The organism is Flavobacterium sp. DG2-3 (assembly GCF_030730925.1).
Taxonomy (GTDB): Bacteria; Bacteroidota; Bacteroidia; order Flavobacteriales; family Flavobacteriaceae; genus Flavobacterium.
In genome coordinates this window covers 73,730-88,934 of sequence record NZ_JAVAMB010000012.1, presented here as the reverse complement: position 1 = coordinate 88,934, position 15,205 = coordinate 73,730, and the positions used below count along the sequence as shown (strand labels likewise).

The window sequence follows — 15,205 nt, the reverse complement described above, 5'->3', positions numbered from 1 at the left end:
TTAATACACAAATTTAGTAGGAAATCCGTTGCGTGCAAGTGTTTTCTTTATTTTTAGCAAAAATTGTTGATAACTTGCTTTTTTTGTTCATAAACGATGTTGTTTATCGATAAAAAACAGGTACAAACCCTTGTTTTACTGACCTTAATACACTTTTGCAACGTCAGAAAAACTTACTCCATTTAATAATTCAGAAGCAAGCATTCTCTTTTTTCCTGGAAATTGTAGACTTAATAACTGAATAAAGCCGTCTTTTATTGCAATCTTGATTTCTTTTTTATTGCTAATTAGCTTTCCAACCTCGTAAGAGTGTGATTCTGAGATTAGTTTAGCTTCGTAAATTTTAATGTTTAATTCTTCATTTTGATCTTTCAAAAAACACCAAGAAGCAGGATAAGGACTTAAACCTCTAATTAGATTGTTAATTTCTGCACCCGATTTTGTCCAGTCAATTTTACAGTTTTCTTTATTTAGTTTGTAAGCTGTTTTAATATCGTCGTTATCTTCTTGAATTGTCGTAGTAACATTTCCGCTTTCAATAACCTTCAAAGTGTCAATTACAGTTGTGCTTCCTAAATGCATTAAACGATCGTGCAATTGCCCTGCGGTCTCTTCTGGTTCGATGTTGATTTCAGAATTTAAAATCATCGCGCCAGTATCAATTTTATCATCAATAAAGAAAGTAGTAACTCCAGTTTTGGTTTCTCCATTAATAATAGCCCAGTTTATAGGAGCAGCCCCGCGGTAATTTGGAAGCAATGAAGCGTGAAGATTAAAAGTTCCTAATGATGGCATTTCCCAAACTACTTTTGGCAGCATTCTAAAAGCAACAACAATTTGTAAATTGGCGTTTAAAGCTTTTAATTCGGCTAAGAAACTTTCGTCTTTTAAATTGGTTGGCTGCAATAAAGTAAGGTTGTTTGCAAGCGCATATTCTTTTACAGCCGAATATTTTATTTTTTGTCCGCGTCCAGCCGGTTTATCAGCAGCTGTAATTACGCCGACAACCTCGTAGTTATTTTTAATAATGGTGTCCAAAATGCCAACAGCAAATTCTGGCGTTCCCATAAATATAATTCTCAATTTCTCCATTATGATTTTAAAGTGTATTTATTATTCGCTTGTATAATGATATGATTGTTTTCGAGTAATTCCTGAAGAACCGATAAAATATCTTTGGTGTCCATTTTTATCTGACTTTCAATTTCTCTAGAAGTTAGTGAAGCCGTTTTAAGTAAAGATAAAATCTTATCTGCAATCGAATCGGCTTCTGTAATTTTTCCTTTTAGAGTAATGCAGTACGAACAAATGCCGCAGTTTTCTTTTGTCTCTTCTCCAAAATAATCCAAAACCAATCTGTTTTTGCAGGTTTTGTTGTCTTTTATATAATGTAAAACAGATAAAAGCTGTTCTTTTTTAACTTCATTTTGTTTTTCTAAATATTTCGAAACCCTATTTATAGTAAGATCGTCTTCACGAATTTCATTAAATAATATAGTGGAGTCGTTATTTTTAGATTTATATTCTATAATTTCTTTTTCTTTCAGTTTTTCCAAAAGAGCAATAATCTGTTCTTCTGTACGGTTGGATTTTTTTGCAAGCAAAGCCAAATTAAGATTGGCTTTTACATCATAAATACCAGGATAAGTTCTCAAAATCGCCAGCAAAATTTCTTCGTCGTTCGGATTCAGGCTCATGTATCGAATCACTTCTTTTGATTCTATCAAAAATTGAACGCTGATTTTTTCTGAGAATTCCTGAGACATGGTAATGATTCCTTGCTGATTCAAAAACTGCAAAGCATTGTATGTTTTCAAAGTCGGAAAGTCGTATTTATTGCAAAAATGATTCAATTTAAATGAAAAAGTTTCATCCATGCCTTCTCCATAAGCAATCTGAAAATAATTGCACAACTTAACATACATTGTTTTTAAAAACTTCTTATCGGGAAGAATATTCAAAAATTGCTGTTCTGTCTGAATTGCGTCTGAATTATTATAAAGTAACACCGAAAACGCTTTTGCGCCATTTCTTCCTGCGCGTCCAGATTCCTGATAATAATTTTCTAAATTTTCTGGAAGCTGTGTATGAATAACCGTTTTTACATTGTCTTTGTCAATTCCCATTCCGAACGCATTCGTAGCGACAATAACTTGTGTCTGTTCGGACATCCAGAGCTGCATATTTTTGTCTTTTTCTTTGGTCGAAAGTCCGCCATGATAATAGGTTGATGTAAAACCTAACGATTGCAATTGAGAAGACATGTTCAAACACGCTTTTCGATTTCGTACATATAGTATAGAAGGCTGTGGATTTTTTTTCAAGATTTGCTCTACACGATACAGTTTATCCTCCACTTCAAAAACCATGTAAGCAATATTTTTTCGCTCAAACGATTGCTGAAAGTGATTCGGATTTTTTAATTCCAACTGCGTTCTAATATCTTCAATAACTCTCGGAGTTGCCGTTGCTGTTAAAGCCAAAAACGGAATTTTTGGAAAAAACTTTTTCAGTTCCGAAATTTTAAGATACGCAGGTCTAAAATCGTGACCCCATTGCGAAACGCAGTGTGCTTCGTCGACAGCAATTAAATTGATGGGTAAGTTTTTGATACGCTCAAGAATCCAATCTGATTGTAGACGTTCTGGCGAAAGATATAAGAATTTGTAATTTCCGTACTGGCAGTTGTCCAATAAATCGATAATTTCTTCGGTATGAATTCCTCCAGTAAGAGCAATGGCTTTAATATCTCTTTTCTGAAGATTCATCACCTGATCTTTCATCAGAGCAATTAAAGGAGAAATGACTAAACAAATGCCTTCTTGCATCATCGCGGGGACCTGAAAGCAAATCGATTTTCCGCCACCCGTAGGAAGTACGGCAAAAGTATCCTGCCCATCCAGAACAGAATCGATAATTTCTTTTTGCAACGGTCTAAAACTGTCGTGTTTCCAGTATTTTAGAAGAATATCCTGCGCTCCGAGCATTGCGTTTGTTTTAAAGTTAAAAATTTAGAAAAACAGTTTCTAGTTTTGCAACTTTAAACCATGCTGCTAAATTTTGTCTAAGATATAAAGAATTCTGTTTTCAACTGTATCTTTTGGAACCTCAATCAGTTCGTAACCATATTTTTTATAAGTCTCAACAAGATGCTCCTGAATTTTTACTGCCTGATCAAAATTTTCATAACGCTCAGCATCACTTTGGTAAATTTCTTCCCAAGGCGGTAAAATAAAGGTTTTAGAATATTTGAAATCTTCGCAAGCTTTCGTAAAATGCTCTGGATATTCATCGCCAATATAATCCATATAAGCTACAACATCAGGAATTCCACGGTCGATAAAAACCACTTGATCAGGTTCTTCAAGAGCATTTTTGTATTGTTCAATACGTCCTTCCAACAACATTTCGCTAAACAAAAGAGGCTGTTCCAGAAACAGCTGCTCAATGCCTTGTTCTTGCGCTTTCATGGTAACCTGTCTAGAGATTTCAGGATAGCAGCAAAAGCCACGAGCTACCAATTCGTTAATAAGAGTCGATTTTCCAGTACCAGGTCCGCCAAGCAAGACAATAATTTCTTTTTGCACTATTCTAAAAATAAAGCGCAAATTTACCTAAACTTATTTGTAATTAAAAAGAATATTTATCAGAAACGAAAGATTTGATATTTTGATAAACAAAGTTTTTGTTTTAAAGTCCCAGTAGGGACGAAATATTTATAGAAAAAATTGCAGACAATAAATATAAAGCTCCAGCGGAGCGACATATTTTTAGTAATTTATATGCCGCTCCGCTGGAGCTTTTGCTTTGGGTGAATTGATTGTGCTATAAATATTTTGCTCCGCTGGAGCAGATTTTTGAAACTTAAAAAACGCTATTATTCACAAAACAAATATTTGCCAGAAGAAACTCCTTTTTTATTAGAAGGAACAATCAAATGCGACTGAAACTTTTTTCCTTTCAAAACATCATTTACAAAATCTAAAACGTATTGTTTTCCATCATGAAAAAGATAACCTGAAAACTCGTGTCCGCCACCGCAGAAAGTAATCAGTTGAATATCTTTATGAAGGTCGTTCATTTGATTGTAAACTGCATAAGAACCAAAAAGAATTAGCCAGCCAGAAGCGTTGGTCGGGCAGGAGCGGTGCGAACCCGCAGCGTACGGAACTGTATCGTCATTGCTCCCGTGTGCCAGTAACATCGGAATCGCTTTTTCTTTCGTAATCAAATTAATATCTTGAATTGCTCCCGAACCTCCAATGAAACCTTTGTATTTGAAGTTTTCTGGCAGATTGCTTTTGTATAAATTCATCAGTTTATAATCCCAAAAAGAAGCGTGGAAACCAATTTCTCCTCCAGCGCTAATTCCAGAAATAAAGAATTTTGAAGTATCCAAATTGTATTTATTAGCATTTTCAATTAAAAATCCAGTTGCTTGCCACATATCGCTCACGCCGATTTGGATCGCTTTTATTTTTTCGGTTAAAGTCCCTTTACAGCCAAAATCTTTTCCTTTCATGTATAAACTGTATGAAATGCTTGCAACAGCATAGCCATTCTGCGCCATAAATTTTCCGAAATCTTTTTCGCTCGTACGTTCTCCACCAGAAAATCCGCCTCCGAAAGCAAAGAGAATCAACGGAATTTTTTCGCCAGCTTTTACTTTTGGCAGGTATAAATCTAGATCTAGTTTTAAGGTGTCGTTTTGGAAATAAGTAAGGGTTTTAATTTCTTGGGCATTGCTGTTGTAAAAAGTGCAAAATGTAAAAAGTAAGAAGATGATTTTTTTCATTTCATTGTGTTTTTAATCTCGCAAAGTCGCGAAGTCGCAGAGTTTTTCGCAATATTGTCATTTCGACGAAGGAGAAATCTTCGCGAGGAGCTCGACAAAGATTGGTTAAATTCAGTGAGGAGTTACTTGTGGAGATTTCTCCTTCGTCGAAATAACAAACAGTACGATGTAATATTTGCTTCTAGATGATTTTGCGAGAAATATTTGAAGTATTGTTTTTTCAAATATAATATGAAAATTTACAAAGAAATAATCTTCCAAAGCTTTTTTCTATGCACCTTTGTCACTTTGTAACTTTGCACCTTTTTTCAAAATAAAAAATCTAAAAAATCTGAAATCAAAACCGTATATTTGCGTTTATTTTTAATTACGAATGGAGAACGATAAAGAAAAAAATACAGCCGAATTTTACGAAAGATTAAAATTAGAGCTAGATAACGCAAATACTTGGCCAGCAGAATACTTGTACAAATTTATTGTGCCTTCTGTAGCAGATAATGTAGAGCGTGTCGAAAAAGCTTTTGACAGAATGGGAGCAGTTATTAAAACAACAAAATCTAAAACAGGTAAATTTACCAGTGTTTCTGTAGATGTTACTATGCACAGCTCAGATGATGTAATCAGTAAATACAAAGAAGTTTCTACAATAGAAGGTATAGTTTCATTATAAACTTATGATCGAAAAATATAAAAGAGAAGCCGCAAGCGATGTTGTCTACAATTTAGAATACAATTCTGAAAGACAGCGTTTAATTATCCCAGAATATGGTCGTCATTTACAAAAACTGATTGATCAGGCCACTGCTATTGAAGATGATGAAACGCGTAACAAAGCCGCAAAATATATCATTCAGGTTATGGGAAGTCTAAATCCGCATTTGCGAGATGTTCCAGATTTTCAGCATAAACTTTGGGATCAGCTTTTTATCATGTCTGATTTCAAATTGAATGTAGAATCGCCATATCCGATTCCTTCTAAAGAGGTTTTAGAGCTAAAACCAGACGTTTTGCAGTATCCGCAGAATTTCCCGAAATACAGATTTTACGGCAACAACATCAAATATATGATTGATGTTGCGAATAAATGGGAAGAAGGCGAAATGAAAAATGCACTGATAATGGTCATTGCCAATCACATGAAAAAATCGTTCTTAAGCTGGAACAAAGACACTGTAAAAGACGATGTGATTTTTGAGCATTTATATGAATTGTCTGGTGGCAAAATCAATTTACTGCACAGCACAGAAGAACTTTTGAATACGACAGATTTAATGCGTACAAACAAACGCATGTCTAACAAAACAGCTTCTGGCGCACAGCCAAAAATTCAGAATAACAAAAACAATAACAATAAGGGAGGTCAGAAAAAGACATTTCAAAAAAACAATAATCAGAAATAAAAAGCTGCTAAGTGTCTAAGCTACTAAGCTGCTAAGCTTTTTTTGCAAAAAGAAAAAACTTAGAACCTTAGAACCTCAGTAACTCAGAACCTAAACAAGATCTATGGGAATTTTTAAAATCGAAGGAGGAACTCCTTTAAAAGGAGAAATCACTCCGCAAGGAGCAAAAAATGAGGCGTTACAAATTTTATGTGCCGTGCTTCTAACAGGAGAGAAAGTAAAAATTAATAACATTCCTGATATTATAGACATCAATAAATTAATCACTTTGTTGGGTAATTTAGGGGTGAAAATTCAACGTAATGAACCAGGTTCTATTACATTTCAAGCTGACGAAGTTAATGTTGGCTATTTAGAAACTGAAGCTTTCAAAAAAGAAGGTGGAGCGCTTCGTGGTTCTATTATGATTGTTGGTCCGCTTTTGGCTCGTTTTGGAAAAGGATATATTCCAAAACCAGGAGGAGACAAAATCGGACGTCGTAGATTAGATACACACTTTGAAGGTTTTATTAACCTTGGAGCAAAATTTAGATATAACAGAGAAGATCATTTCTACGGAGTAGAATCTCCAGAAGAAGGACTTCAAGGAACAGATATGCTTCTTGACGAGGCTTCTGTAACTGGAACTGCAAACATTGTAATGGCTGCCGTTTTAGCAAAAGGAAAAACTACAGTTTACAATGCTGCTTGTGAGCCTTATTTACAGCAGTTATGTAAAATGTTAAACTCTATGGGAGCAAAAATTACTGGAGTTGGTTCAAACTTATTGACTATTGAAGGAGTTGAAAGCCTTGGCGGATGCGAGCACAGAATTCTTCCAGATATGATCGAAATCGGTTCTTGGATTGGTCTTGCGGCTATGACAAAAAGCGAAATCACAATCAAAAATGTTAGCTGGGAAAATTTAGGATTGATTCCGAATACCTTCAGAAAATTAGGTATTACAATCGAAAAACGTAACGACGATATTTATATTCCGGCTCACAAAGACGGATATGAAGTGAAAACGGATATCGACGGTTCTATTTTAACTATTGCCGATGCACCTTGGCCAGGATTTACTCCTGACTTATTAAGTATCGTTTTAGTTGTGGCAACACAAGCAAAAGGAGATGTTTTGATTCACCAAAAAATGTTCGAAAGCCGTTTATTCTTCGTGGATAAATTAATCGATATGGGGGCAAAAATTATGTTATGTGATCCGCACAGAGCTGTGGTTATGGGGCATAATTTCGAATCTCAATTGAAAGCAACTACAATGTCTTCTCCTGATATTCGTGCGGGAATCTCATTGTTGATTGCAGCGCTTTCAGCAAAAGGAACTAGTACAATCCAAAATATTGAGCAAATCGACCGTGGATACGAGCGTATCGATGAGCGTTTGAGAGCAATTGGAGCAAAAATCGTGAGAGCGTAAATTGTTAGCCACGAATTACACGAATTGCACTAATTTTTAATTTTGAATTTCAATTATACGAATTTGATTTAAAAATTAGTGTAATAAAACGCAAAGTAAATCTTCGTGTAATTTGTGAAATTCGTGGCGAAAAAAAATATAGTCGTAAATGACAAACGAACAAAAAGCTGTAAAAGCTACTATTTTTAGTATAGCCGGAAACACCTGCTTAGCCTTGACAAAAGGTTTAGCGGGTTTTTTTGGCAATTCTTATGCCTTGATTGCCGATGCGATCGAATCGACGACGGATATATTTTCGTCTTGTTTGGTTTTGTTCGGAATCAAGTATTCTAATAAACCTGCAGACGAAAACCATCCTTACGGACATGGTCGCGCAGAACCTTTAATTACTTTTTTGGTTGTTGGATTTTTAATTACTTCGGCAACTATCATTGGTTACGAAAGTATTGCAAATATTAATACTTCACATGATTTGCCTAAATCTTGGACTTTGTATGTTTTAGGTGCGATTATTATTTGGAAAGAATATTCTTTTCGTGTGGTAATGAAACGTAGTAAGCAAACCAACAGTTCGTCTTTAGCAGCTGATGCATGGCATCATCGTAGTGACGCAATAACATCTGTAGCAGCGTTTATCGGAATTTCTTTTGCGCTTATTATGGGTAAAGGATATGAATCTGCAGATGATTGGGCAGCACTTTTTGCAGCTTGTTTTATTCTTTACAATAGTTATAAAATCTTCAGACCCGCGCTAGGCGAAATCATGGATGAAAATCTTAATGATGATTTGGTAGAAGAAATTCGCGTAGTTTCTTTAACTGTGACGGGAATATTAGGAACTGAAAAATGTTATATTAGAAAAGCTGGAATGCGTTATCATGTGGATCTTCATGCCATTGTTTCGGCAAAAATTTCTGTAAAAGAAGGCCACGATTTATCGCATAAACTTCAAGATACCTTAAAAGAAGAAATTCCTCAATTGGGAAATGTTTTGATTCATATTGAGCCAGATGATTATCACTGTTGAAAAAAAGCTACTAAGGTTCTGAGATGCTGAGCTTCTAAGGTTTTTAGTCTTTGTCAGGCTGAGCGAAGTCGAAGCCCACGCAAAGTTTAACTAATTGATATATTGAAAATCCGCTTAAATTGTAGTCTGATTTCACGCAGATTTTACAGATTTAAGCGGATTTTTTAATATTCAAGATTATCGGATTCTAAGAGAAAACTTAGCATCTTAGTTCCTCAGTACCTTAGCACCTTTAATCCAATACATTCAAAATCTTCAATCCAAACACAACACCGTTTTGTTGGATTCCACTTTGGTAAGAATGCACATAATCGATTCTGAATAATTTGAATTTTCCGAAGCCTAAATTATCTAAACCAACTGTAAACTCGGTATACGGATTTCTATCAGGAAGTGCCAAAGAATGAAATCCAAGATTCATTGTTGATTTTAAAAGATTCAATAACGGAATTTTATTCATAATAAAACCAGTATCGTTATATTCTGTATGCATTTCAAAGTAGCTGTCGTTGGTGCTGTTCGAATAGTATGGCATCATGTTGAAAACATTCAAATAACGCTCACTTGTGCCAATATGAGTTTGGTTTCCGTTAAAATGTCTGTAATCAACAAACGATATGTTTTTGGCATTAAAGAATTTTCCGGCTCTAAAATTTGTTCCTAAAACACCTTTGTTTCCCAATGATAAATCGTATTGAACAGAAGCGCCGATTCTTTCATATTCGTATTTTTTTTCGCTTGCCGCGAATGCCTTTTCGAATGCTAAATAAATCGTCGGATATTTATCATCTTTAAAATTAAATCGTCCGTCTGGGCGTGAAATATATTTGTTCCCAAAATTTATTCTCGTTGTTACCAAAGCCTTAAACAAATGATGCTCATCAAAAGCAGGAGTAATAAAATCATTTGGAGCCAACGGATTATTTGACGAATAAAGATCATCTTTCTTAAAGAAGGAATAATCAGTCGTGTTGAAAAGCGGTTTGCGTTGTTCGTAGCCTATTTTTCCAGTAAGATTAATTCCGTTTGCAATATCCTGGCCGTAATTTATTTCAGCAAATTCCAAGTTGTACAGCTTCATATAATTATCTTTAAAAAATAAAGAACTTATAGAATTGACAAATTTACTGATTGGCTCAGCGCTATTAAACTGAGCTGTTTTTACCCCTCCAGAACCCCAAATTGTAGCATAATTGATCGTATTAAATCTATGGCTGAATTGTCCAATAGCACGAAAACGCTCATCTGAAAATCCGTAATTAAAAGTGGTGCTTATCGAAGTGCTTTTTCCTTCCTCTTCATTCCATTTTTTAAAAGAAAAACCAGAATCCAGATTAAAACCCTGAACGGTATTAAAACTCAAAGAAGCAATATTGAGCAAGCCTTTATAATCGAAAGAATATTTTTTATACGTGTTTTTATAATCGTACCCCATTAAAATATCCCAAACCTTAAATTTATTGTTTTTTGCATCAATAGAATCGGTGTATTTTTTAGATTTTCGAATGATTTGCAGGCTGTCTTTTTTGGCGTAATCACTACTTTCTTCAATAGTTAGCGGAATTGGACGAATTTCATTCCAAAAGGCATCATCTTTTTTGTTCGCATTAAGCTCAAAAGCCACGAGTTCATTTCCAAAAGTTTTCTTGTCAAAGGAGGCTGGAAATTCATAATTCGAATACACGTAATTAAAATTTCCAGAAAACTTTACACCAAAAATACCCGCATTAAAAGAAAGTGTCTGTGCGTTTTTTGACCAGATTTTGTTCTTTGTGTTGTAGCTGAAACTCTGTTTTAATTTCATTATTTCTGTAAACTCATTTTTCATTCTGTAGCCTTTAATTTCGAGATCAATGGCATAAATAGCAAAACTGTCGTCTACGATATAAATATAGCCTTCAAAAACAGGCTCCTTATCACGTTTCGGAATTACTTTAATTTTGTTAATCTGTTGATTATTATCGTCATAAAAAGTACTTTCCAATTTATATTTGTAATAATAGAAAGCATTGTCCGCGATTGGTGAAATCAGCTTGACGTCAAAATCTAAAGCATTGTCGTAAAAGTCATAATTGGATAATGCGGCTGTGTTGTAGCTGTAACCACGGTTGTTTCCAGAAACTTTGGAGGCAATAATGTTTTCTTTAAAGTTGTTTGGTTTCTCATAACTAACTTTAGAAATGGTTTCAGATAAATATAAAATCCCAGTTCCTGTAGAATCTAAGTTGGAAGACATATCGTCACCCAATTCTACTTTTTTGCCTAGAATTTTTTTAGGAAGATCTTTAACCTTAAACATTCCTTTCGAATAAAAATCGACGGTGTATCTTTCGGTTTTATCTGAGTTTTCCTTTTTGTTTGCAATGGCACTTCTTATAATTGCATTGGCTGGATTGTTTTTAGGATCGATTACAACTTCATTCAATGCAAAACTTTCTTCCTGAAGCTTAACATCCAAAGTAAACATTTTTGTTCCTGACGCAACGCTTATTTTTTGAGTTTTAAAACCTAAATATTGAAAAGTAATTTTGTTCTTTCCAATTTCTTTTACATTCAGCTGATATTTTCCCTGTTCATTTGAAGTAGTTCCAGCATACGTATTCTCTTCAAAAACGGATACAAACGGAAGCGGATTTCCTTTGTCATCTGTAATTGTTCCTTTAATTTGAGAAAAAGCTGTAATCGAAAAAAATAGGAAGGCAAATAAAGTAATGTTTCTCATGTAGTGTGGCTTATCTTACAAAAAATATAACAAGTTAAATCTGAGCTTATTAATAATTTGTTAAATTCCAAAAACTACAAAAGATACTTGGTCAGGCTGAGCGAAGTCGAAGCCCTATAAAAATGATTGAATTGCCAGTTCGTAACTTTTTAGTCCGAAACCTAAAATAACCCCTTTTGCATTTCCTGATAAATAAGACTGGTGCCTAAAACTTTCTCTGGCATAAGTATTAGAAATATGAACTTCGATTACGGGAGTTGTGACCGCTTTCATAGCATCTCCTAAACCAATTGAAGTATGTGTGTACGCCCCGGCATTCAAAATAATTCCGTCAAAAGTAAAACCGCATTCCTGAATTTTGCCAATCAATTCGCCTTCAATATTGCTTTGATAATATGAAAGTTCGATGTTTGGAAATTTTTGTTTCAACGTTTCAAAATAATCTTCAAAAGTTTGGCTACCGTAAACTTCAGGTTCTCTTTTTCCTAAAAGATTCAAATTAGGTCCGTTGATGATGCAGATTTTCATAAAATAAAAAATTTAATAGTGATGCGAAGGCATTTTATAAGTAAGCGTAAAAATAAAAAAACCGCACTAATAAATAGAGCGGTTTTTGTAAAAGTATGTGATATTCTTTTAGAACATGTATCCAGCAGAAAGTTGGAATACAGAGTTTTTAAAGTCAGCTTCTTCTGAAATTTCAGTTAGACCAATTCCGTAACGAGCTTGAACAAAAAGACCTCCAACTACTTTTAATCCTAGACCAGCATTAAGAGAGAAGTCAAATGTATTTGGATCTGCTGCATCAAATTCTTTTTTATTGCTAACAAGGAATGATGCCTGTGGACCAAGTTCTAAGCTAAGAGATTTAGTCATGTAGATTTTTGCCATTACCGGAATAGCAATATAACCCATTTCGTTTTTAAATTCTGAAATAGCATTTTTATACGTTGCTCCTTGAGTAGTATACAAAAGCTCTGGCTGAATTGAGAATTTTTCTAATAATTTAAGTTCTGCTACAAGACCTGCGTGGTAACTTGTAATACCTTCTTTGTCAACAGAAATTCCTTCAAAGTCAGAACCTCCTGTTTGGTTAGCAAAGTTAACCCCTGCCTTAACCCCGATTTGTACAAATTGTGCGTTTACTGCTGCTGATGTTGCAAGGAACATAACAGCTACTAAAAGTATTTTTTTCATAAAAAGGTTTTTAAAAATTGGTATTTTAAATGTTATTTATAGATCAAAACTACATATTTAGGGTTTTATTGCATTATATTTTGGATTAAATAATTAATAAAATTCCCACTGAATTTGAATTTCCTTATTCGAAAATGTTCTCGAAGTCTTTTAAAATTCTGATTTTCAATGCGTCATTACAGATTTATTTTGGTCTTATTTTAGTTGATTCTAAACGCTAACCGCTATACTTATTGTAGGTTTAATCTTTATTTTTTAATTGAAATATGGTTAAAACGAATTTTTCTATTTCTGAAAATTTTAATTTTAAAACTGACTTAATCAAAAATTAACAATTATAGCTATAGATACTATTTTATTTGTTAAATTCCTAATATGCATTTATGAAGAATATTTTTATATTTGATCTATTAATTTAACCCAAAACAAATTAGAATGAAAAAAATAATTTTATCTGCCATTGCAATAATGGCTTTTGCATTTACAAATGCTCAGTCGACAAGATTTGGAATAAAAGGAGGTCTTAACATTTCAAATGTAGTTGGAGGAGATGTAGAAGATAATAAATCACTGGTAGGATTCCATGTTGGTGGTTTTGCAGAAATTCATGTAGTTGAAAAGTTTTTTATTCAGCCAGAGCTATTGTACTCTGCTCAAGGAGCTAAATTTGATGGTCCTTTTGGAGCTGATGGAGACTTGAAATTAAATTATTTGAACATTCCTGTATTAGCGAAATATTACGTTGTTGATAATAAATTTAGTGTAGAAGCTGGTCCTCAACTGGGTATTTTATTATCAGCTAAGGCAGAAGGTGAAGACGTTAAGGACTTTACAAGATCAACAGATTTTGGATTTAATTTAGGAGCTGGATATAATTTTACAGAAAACTTTTCTGTAGGTCTTCGCTACACTATTGGTTTATCGCCTATTACTGATAATGATATTGATGATTCAGAAGAGTATTACGACAGTGCAAAAAACAGTAATTTACAGCTTTCTTTAGCTTATAAATTCTAATCTGAGTTTTAAAGTATTTGTAAAACCTTCCTTTTTAGGAAGGTTTTTTTGTGTATGAGATGAATTTTTAAAGAATAAAAACCTATTTTTTTATAAGTATTTTAACCCTAACCCAAAAATAAATGAAGAAAATTATCTTATCTGCCATTGCAGTTATGGCTTTTACATTCTCAAATGCACAGAGCGGACAGTTTAAAATTGGAGCGCACGCTGGTGTTGTTTTTGGAGATTTAAAAGATTCCTATTCCGCTAATTTTGGTATCGATGCGGCATATCTATGGAATGTTACTGATGAATTTAGCGTTGGAGCAACAACGGGTTATACAGCATATATTCCAAAATCTTATGATTATTATGATGGAGGTATGCCATACAGAGTTGAAAGTTCTGAGGCGGGTTTTGTTCCAATAGCAGCAACTGCACAATATTCGATAACTGATTATTTATTTGCTGGAGCTGATTTGGGATATGCAATTTATGTAGCAAGCGGCAACGGAGACGGAGGAGTTTTATATCAACCAAAATTTGGCTATCAAAGCAAGAAAGTTGAATTGTTTGTTTCTTATAAAGGAATATCTGCTGATGCAACGCTGTCTTCTTTAAATATCGGATTCAATTATAAATTATAAATTTATAGCGCAATAATTTTGTAAAACCTTCCTTCAACGGGAAGGTTTTTTTATGCCAAAAAATCATTTACTTTGTAAATATGAATTGGAGCAGATATATTAAAGATTATCAGTCGTATTTGAGGATTGAGAGGGGTTTGTCTAAAAATACGATCGAAAACTACGGCTTTGATATTGAGCGTTTGTGTCTTTTTTTAGAAACCAACAAGATTGATGTTTCGCCTATAAAAATTTCAGATGAAACGTTGCAACAATTTATTTATACAGTAGCAAAAGAAGTAAATCCGAGGTCGCAGGCAAGGATTATTTCTGGACTTAAAAGTTTTTTCAATTATTTGGTTTTTGAAGATTACAGAAACGATAATCCTTTAGAATTGATAGAAGCTCCAAAAACAGGTCGTAAATTACCCGATACTTTATCGCTTCAGGAAATCGATGCTTTGATAGAAACAATCGACTTAAGCACCAATGAAGGCGAGAGAAACAGAGCGATGCTAGAAACTTTATACGGCTGCGGATTGCGTGTCTCTGAATTGATTTCGCTAAAAATTTCAGATCTTTTTTTTGATGAAGGTTTTATTAAAATTACGGGTAAAGGAAACAAGGAAAGATTTGTTCCGATTGGGCCATTAACTCAAAAATATATTGATATTTATAGAAATGCGGTGCGATGTAATCTCACGATTAAAAAAGGAGCCGAAGATACTTTATTTTTAAACAGAAGAGGAAATCAGTTAACTCGAGCTATGGTTTTTACAATTATCAAAGATCTTGCGCAAAAAATGGGGCTGAAGAAAAGTATAAGTCCGCATACCTTGCGTCATTCTTTTGCAACACATCTACTTGAGAACGGTGCAGATTTAAGATCAATTCAATTAATGCTTGGCCACGAATCTATCACAACAACAGAAATTTATGTGCATTTAGATCGCAGTTTTTTAAAAGAAGTAATGCATAGTTTTCATCCTAGGAAATAATTTTTTGCAGTATTGTGTGTTTTT

Annotated in this window: 14 protein-coding genes; 7 read left to right on the top strand and 7 right to left on the bottom strand. The window is 33.9% G+C overall.

From position 1 onward, the window contains the following. Window positions 1-144: 144 nt before the first annotated feature. From fmt to Q9Q97_RS16525, 4 genes are all read right to left on the bottom strand, one after another. A complete protein-coding gene (gene fmt / locus Q9Q97_RS16540) occupies window positions 145-1,092 on the bottom strand; it encodes a methionyl-tRNA formyltransferase (RefSeq protein WP_306159098.1) in 948 nt (315 codons plus the stop codon). Further along, on the bottom strand, window positions 1,092-2,987 hold the full coding sequence (locus Q9Q97_RS16535; protein ID WP_306159096.1) for an ATP-dependent DNA helicase RecQ: 1,896 nt from the start codon (window positions 2,985-2,987) through the stop codon (window positions 1,092-1,094). Before Q9Q97_RS16535 ends, fmt begins: the two co-directional genes overlap by 1 nt. A 66-nt stretch (window positions 2,988-3,053) precedes the next feature. Further along, window positions 3,054-3,587 carry an ATP-binding protein gene (locus Q9Q97_RS16530; protein WP_306159095.1) on the bottom strand — a complete coding sequence of 178 codons (534 nt, stop codon included), beginning with the start codon at window positions 3,585-3,587 and terminating at the stop codon, window positions 3,054-3,056. Window positions 3,588-3,877: 290 nt separating this feature from the next. Continuing rightward, complete coding sequence (locus tag Q9Q97_RS16525; RefSeq protein ID WP_306159093.1) at window positions 3,878-4,795, bottom strand: S9 family peptidase; 918 nt, start codon at window positions 4,793-4,795, stop codon at window positions 3,878-3,880. Window positions 4,796-5,168: 373 nt separating this feature from the next. On the opposite strand from Q9Q97_RS16525, the gene Q9Q97_RS16520 reads away from it, so the two are divergent. From Q9Q97_RS16520 to Q9Q97_RS16505, 4 genes are all read left to right on the top strand, one after another. After that, the gene (locus tag Q9Q97_RS16520) at window positions 5,169-5,465 is read left to right on the top strand and encodes a DUF493 family protein (RefSeq protein ID WP_035649758.1); all 297 of its coding nucleotides are present in this window, start codon (window positions 5,169-5,171) and stop codon (window positions 5,463-5,465) included. 4 nt (window positions 5,466-5,469) lie between these two features. Beyond that, window positions 5,470-6,195, top strand: a complete 726-nt coding sequence (locus Q9Q97_RS16515; RefSeq protein WP_306159091.1) for a DUF4290 domain-containing protein — start codon at window positions 5,470-5,472, stop codon at window positions 6,193-6,195. Window positions 6,196-6,298: 103 nt separating this feature from the next. Continuing rightward, window positions 6,299-7,612: a UDP-N-acetylglucosamine 1-carboxyvinyltransferase gene (gene murA / locus Q9Q97_RS16510; protein WP_091497287.1), complete on the top strand. Its 1,314-nt coding sequence runs from the start codon at window positions 6,299-6,301 to the stop codon at window positions 7,610-7,612. 148 nt (window positions 7,613-7,760) lie between these two features. Continuing rightward, the gene (locus Q9Q97_RS16505; protein ID WP_306159088.1) at window positions 7,761-8,639 is read left to right on the top strand and encodes a cation diffusion facilitator family transporter; all 879 of its coding nucleotides are present in this window, start codon (window positions 7,761-7,763) and stop codon (window positions 8,637-8,639) included. Window positions 8,640-8,871: 232 nt separating this feature from the next. Here the strand turns inward: Q9Q97_RS16505 and Q9Q97_RS16500 are convergent, their stop codons facing one another. The 3 genes from Q9Q97_RS16500 to Q9Q97_RS16490 all read right to left on the bottom strand — a co-directional run bounded on the left by Q9Q97_RS16500 (window position 8,872) and on the right by Q9Q97_RS16490 (window position 12,558). After that, on the bottom strand, window positions 8,872-11,361 hold the full coding sequence (locus Q9Q97_RS16500; protein ID WP_306159086.1) for a DUF5686 and carboxypeptidase regulatory-like domain-containing protein: 2,490 nt from the start codon (window positions 11,359-11,361) through the stop codon (window positions 8,872-8,874). Between the two features lie 114 nt (window positions 11,362-11,475). Then, on the bottom strand, window positions 11,476-11,889 hold the full coding sequence (aroQ, locus tag Q9Q97_RS16495; RefSeq protein ID WP_198858214.1) for a type II 3-dehydroquinate dehydratase: 414 nt from the start codon (window positions 11,887-11,889) through the stop codon (window positions 11,476-11,478). A gap of 108 nt (window positions 11,890-11,997) precedes the next feature. Further along, complete coding sequence (locus Q9Q97_RS16490; RefSeq protein ID WP_306159083.1) at window positions 11,998-12,558, bottom strand: porin family protein; 561 nt, start codon at window positions 12,556-12,558, stop codon at window positions 11,998-12,000. Window positions 12,559-12,993: 435 nt separating this feature from the next. On the opposite strand from Q9Q97_RS16490, the gene Q9Q97_RS16485 reads away from it, so the two are divergent. The 3 genes from Q9Q97_RS16485 to xerD all read left to right on the top strand — a co-directional run bounded on the left by Q9Q97_RS16485 (window position 12,994) and on the right by xerD (window position 15,181). After that, window positions 12,994-13,575 (top strand): porin family protein, encoded by a 582-nt coding sequence (locus Q9Q97_RS16485; protein ID WP_306159081.1) that lies wholly within the window; start codon window positions 12,994-12,996, stop codon window positions 13,573-13,575. 122 nt (window positions 13,576-13,697) lie between these two features. Further along, entirely contained in the window at window positions 13,698-14,204 is a 507-nt protein-coding gene (locus Q9Q97_RS16480) for a hypothetical protein (protein WP_306159079.1), read from the top strand. 80 nt (window positions 14,205-14,284) lie between these two features. Beyond that, window positions 14,285-15,181: a site-specific tyrosine recombinase XerD gene (gene xerD / locus Q9Q97_RS16475; RefSeq protein ID WP_306159077.1), complete on the top strand. Its 897-nt coding sequence runs from the start codon at window positions 14,285-14,287 to the stop codon at window positions 15,179-15,181. Window positions 15,182-15,205: the final 24 nt, after the last annotated feature.

Coding starts and splice junctions, on each gene's coding strand:
- Q9Q97_RS16485 (WP_306159081.1), top strand. CDS start 12,994: ATGAAAAAAATAATTTTATCTGCCATTGCAATAATGGCTTTTGCATTT.
- fmt (WP_306159098.1), bottom strand. CDS start 1,092: ATGGAGAAATTGAGAATTATATTTATGGGAACGCCAGAATTTGCTGTT.
- Q9Q97_RS16490 (WP_306159083.1), bottom strand. CDS start 12,558: ATGAAAAAAATACTTTTAGTAGCTGTTATGTTCCTTGCAACATCAGCA.
- Q9Q97_RS16480 (WP_306159079.1), top strand. CDS start 13,698: ATGAAGAAAATTATCTTATCTGCCATTGCAGTTATGGCTTTTACATTC.
- aroQ (WP_198858214.1), bottom strand. CDS start 11,889: ATGAAAATCTGCATCATCAACGGACCTAATTTGAATCTTTTAGGAAAA.
- Q9Q97_RS16535 (WP_306159096.1), bottom strand. CDS start 2,987: ATGCTCGGAGCGCAGGATATTCTTCTAAAATACTGGAAACACGACAGT.
- Q9Q97_RS16525 (WP_306159093.1), bottom strand. CDS start 4,795: ATGAAAAAAATCATCTTCTTACTTTTTACATTTTGCACTTTTTACAAC.
- xerD (WP_306159077.1), top strand. CDS start 14,285: ATGAATTGGAGCAGATATATTAAAGATTATCAGTCGTATTTGAGGATT.
- Q9Q97_RS16505 (WP_306159088.1), top strand. CDS start 7,761: ATGACAAACGAACAAAAAGCTGTAAAAGCTACTATTTTTAGTATAGCC.
- Q9Q97_RS16520 (WP_035649758.1), top strand. CDS start 5,169: ATGGAGAACGATAAAGAAAAAAATACAGCCGAATTTTACGAAAGATTA.
- murA (WP_091497287.1), top strand. CDS start 6,299: ATGGGAATTTTTAAAATCGAAGGAGGAACTCCTTTAAAAGGAGAAATC.
- Q9Q97_RS16500 (WP_306159086.1), bottom strand. CDS start 11,361: ATGAGAAACATTACTTTATTTGCCTTCCTATTTTTTTCGATTACAGCT.
- Q9Q97_RS16515 (WP_306159091.1), top strand. CDS start 5,470: ATGATCGAAAAATATAAAAGAGAAGCCGCAAGCGATGTTGTCTACAAT.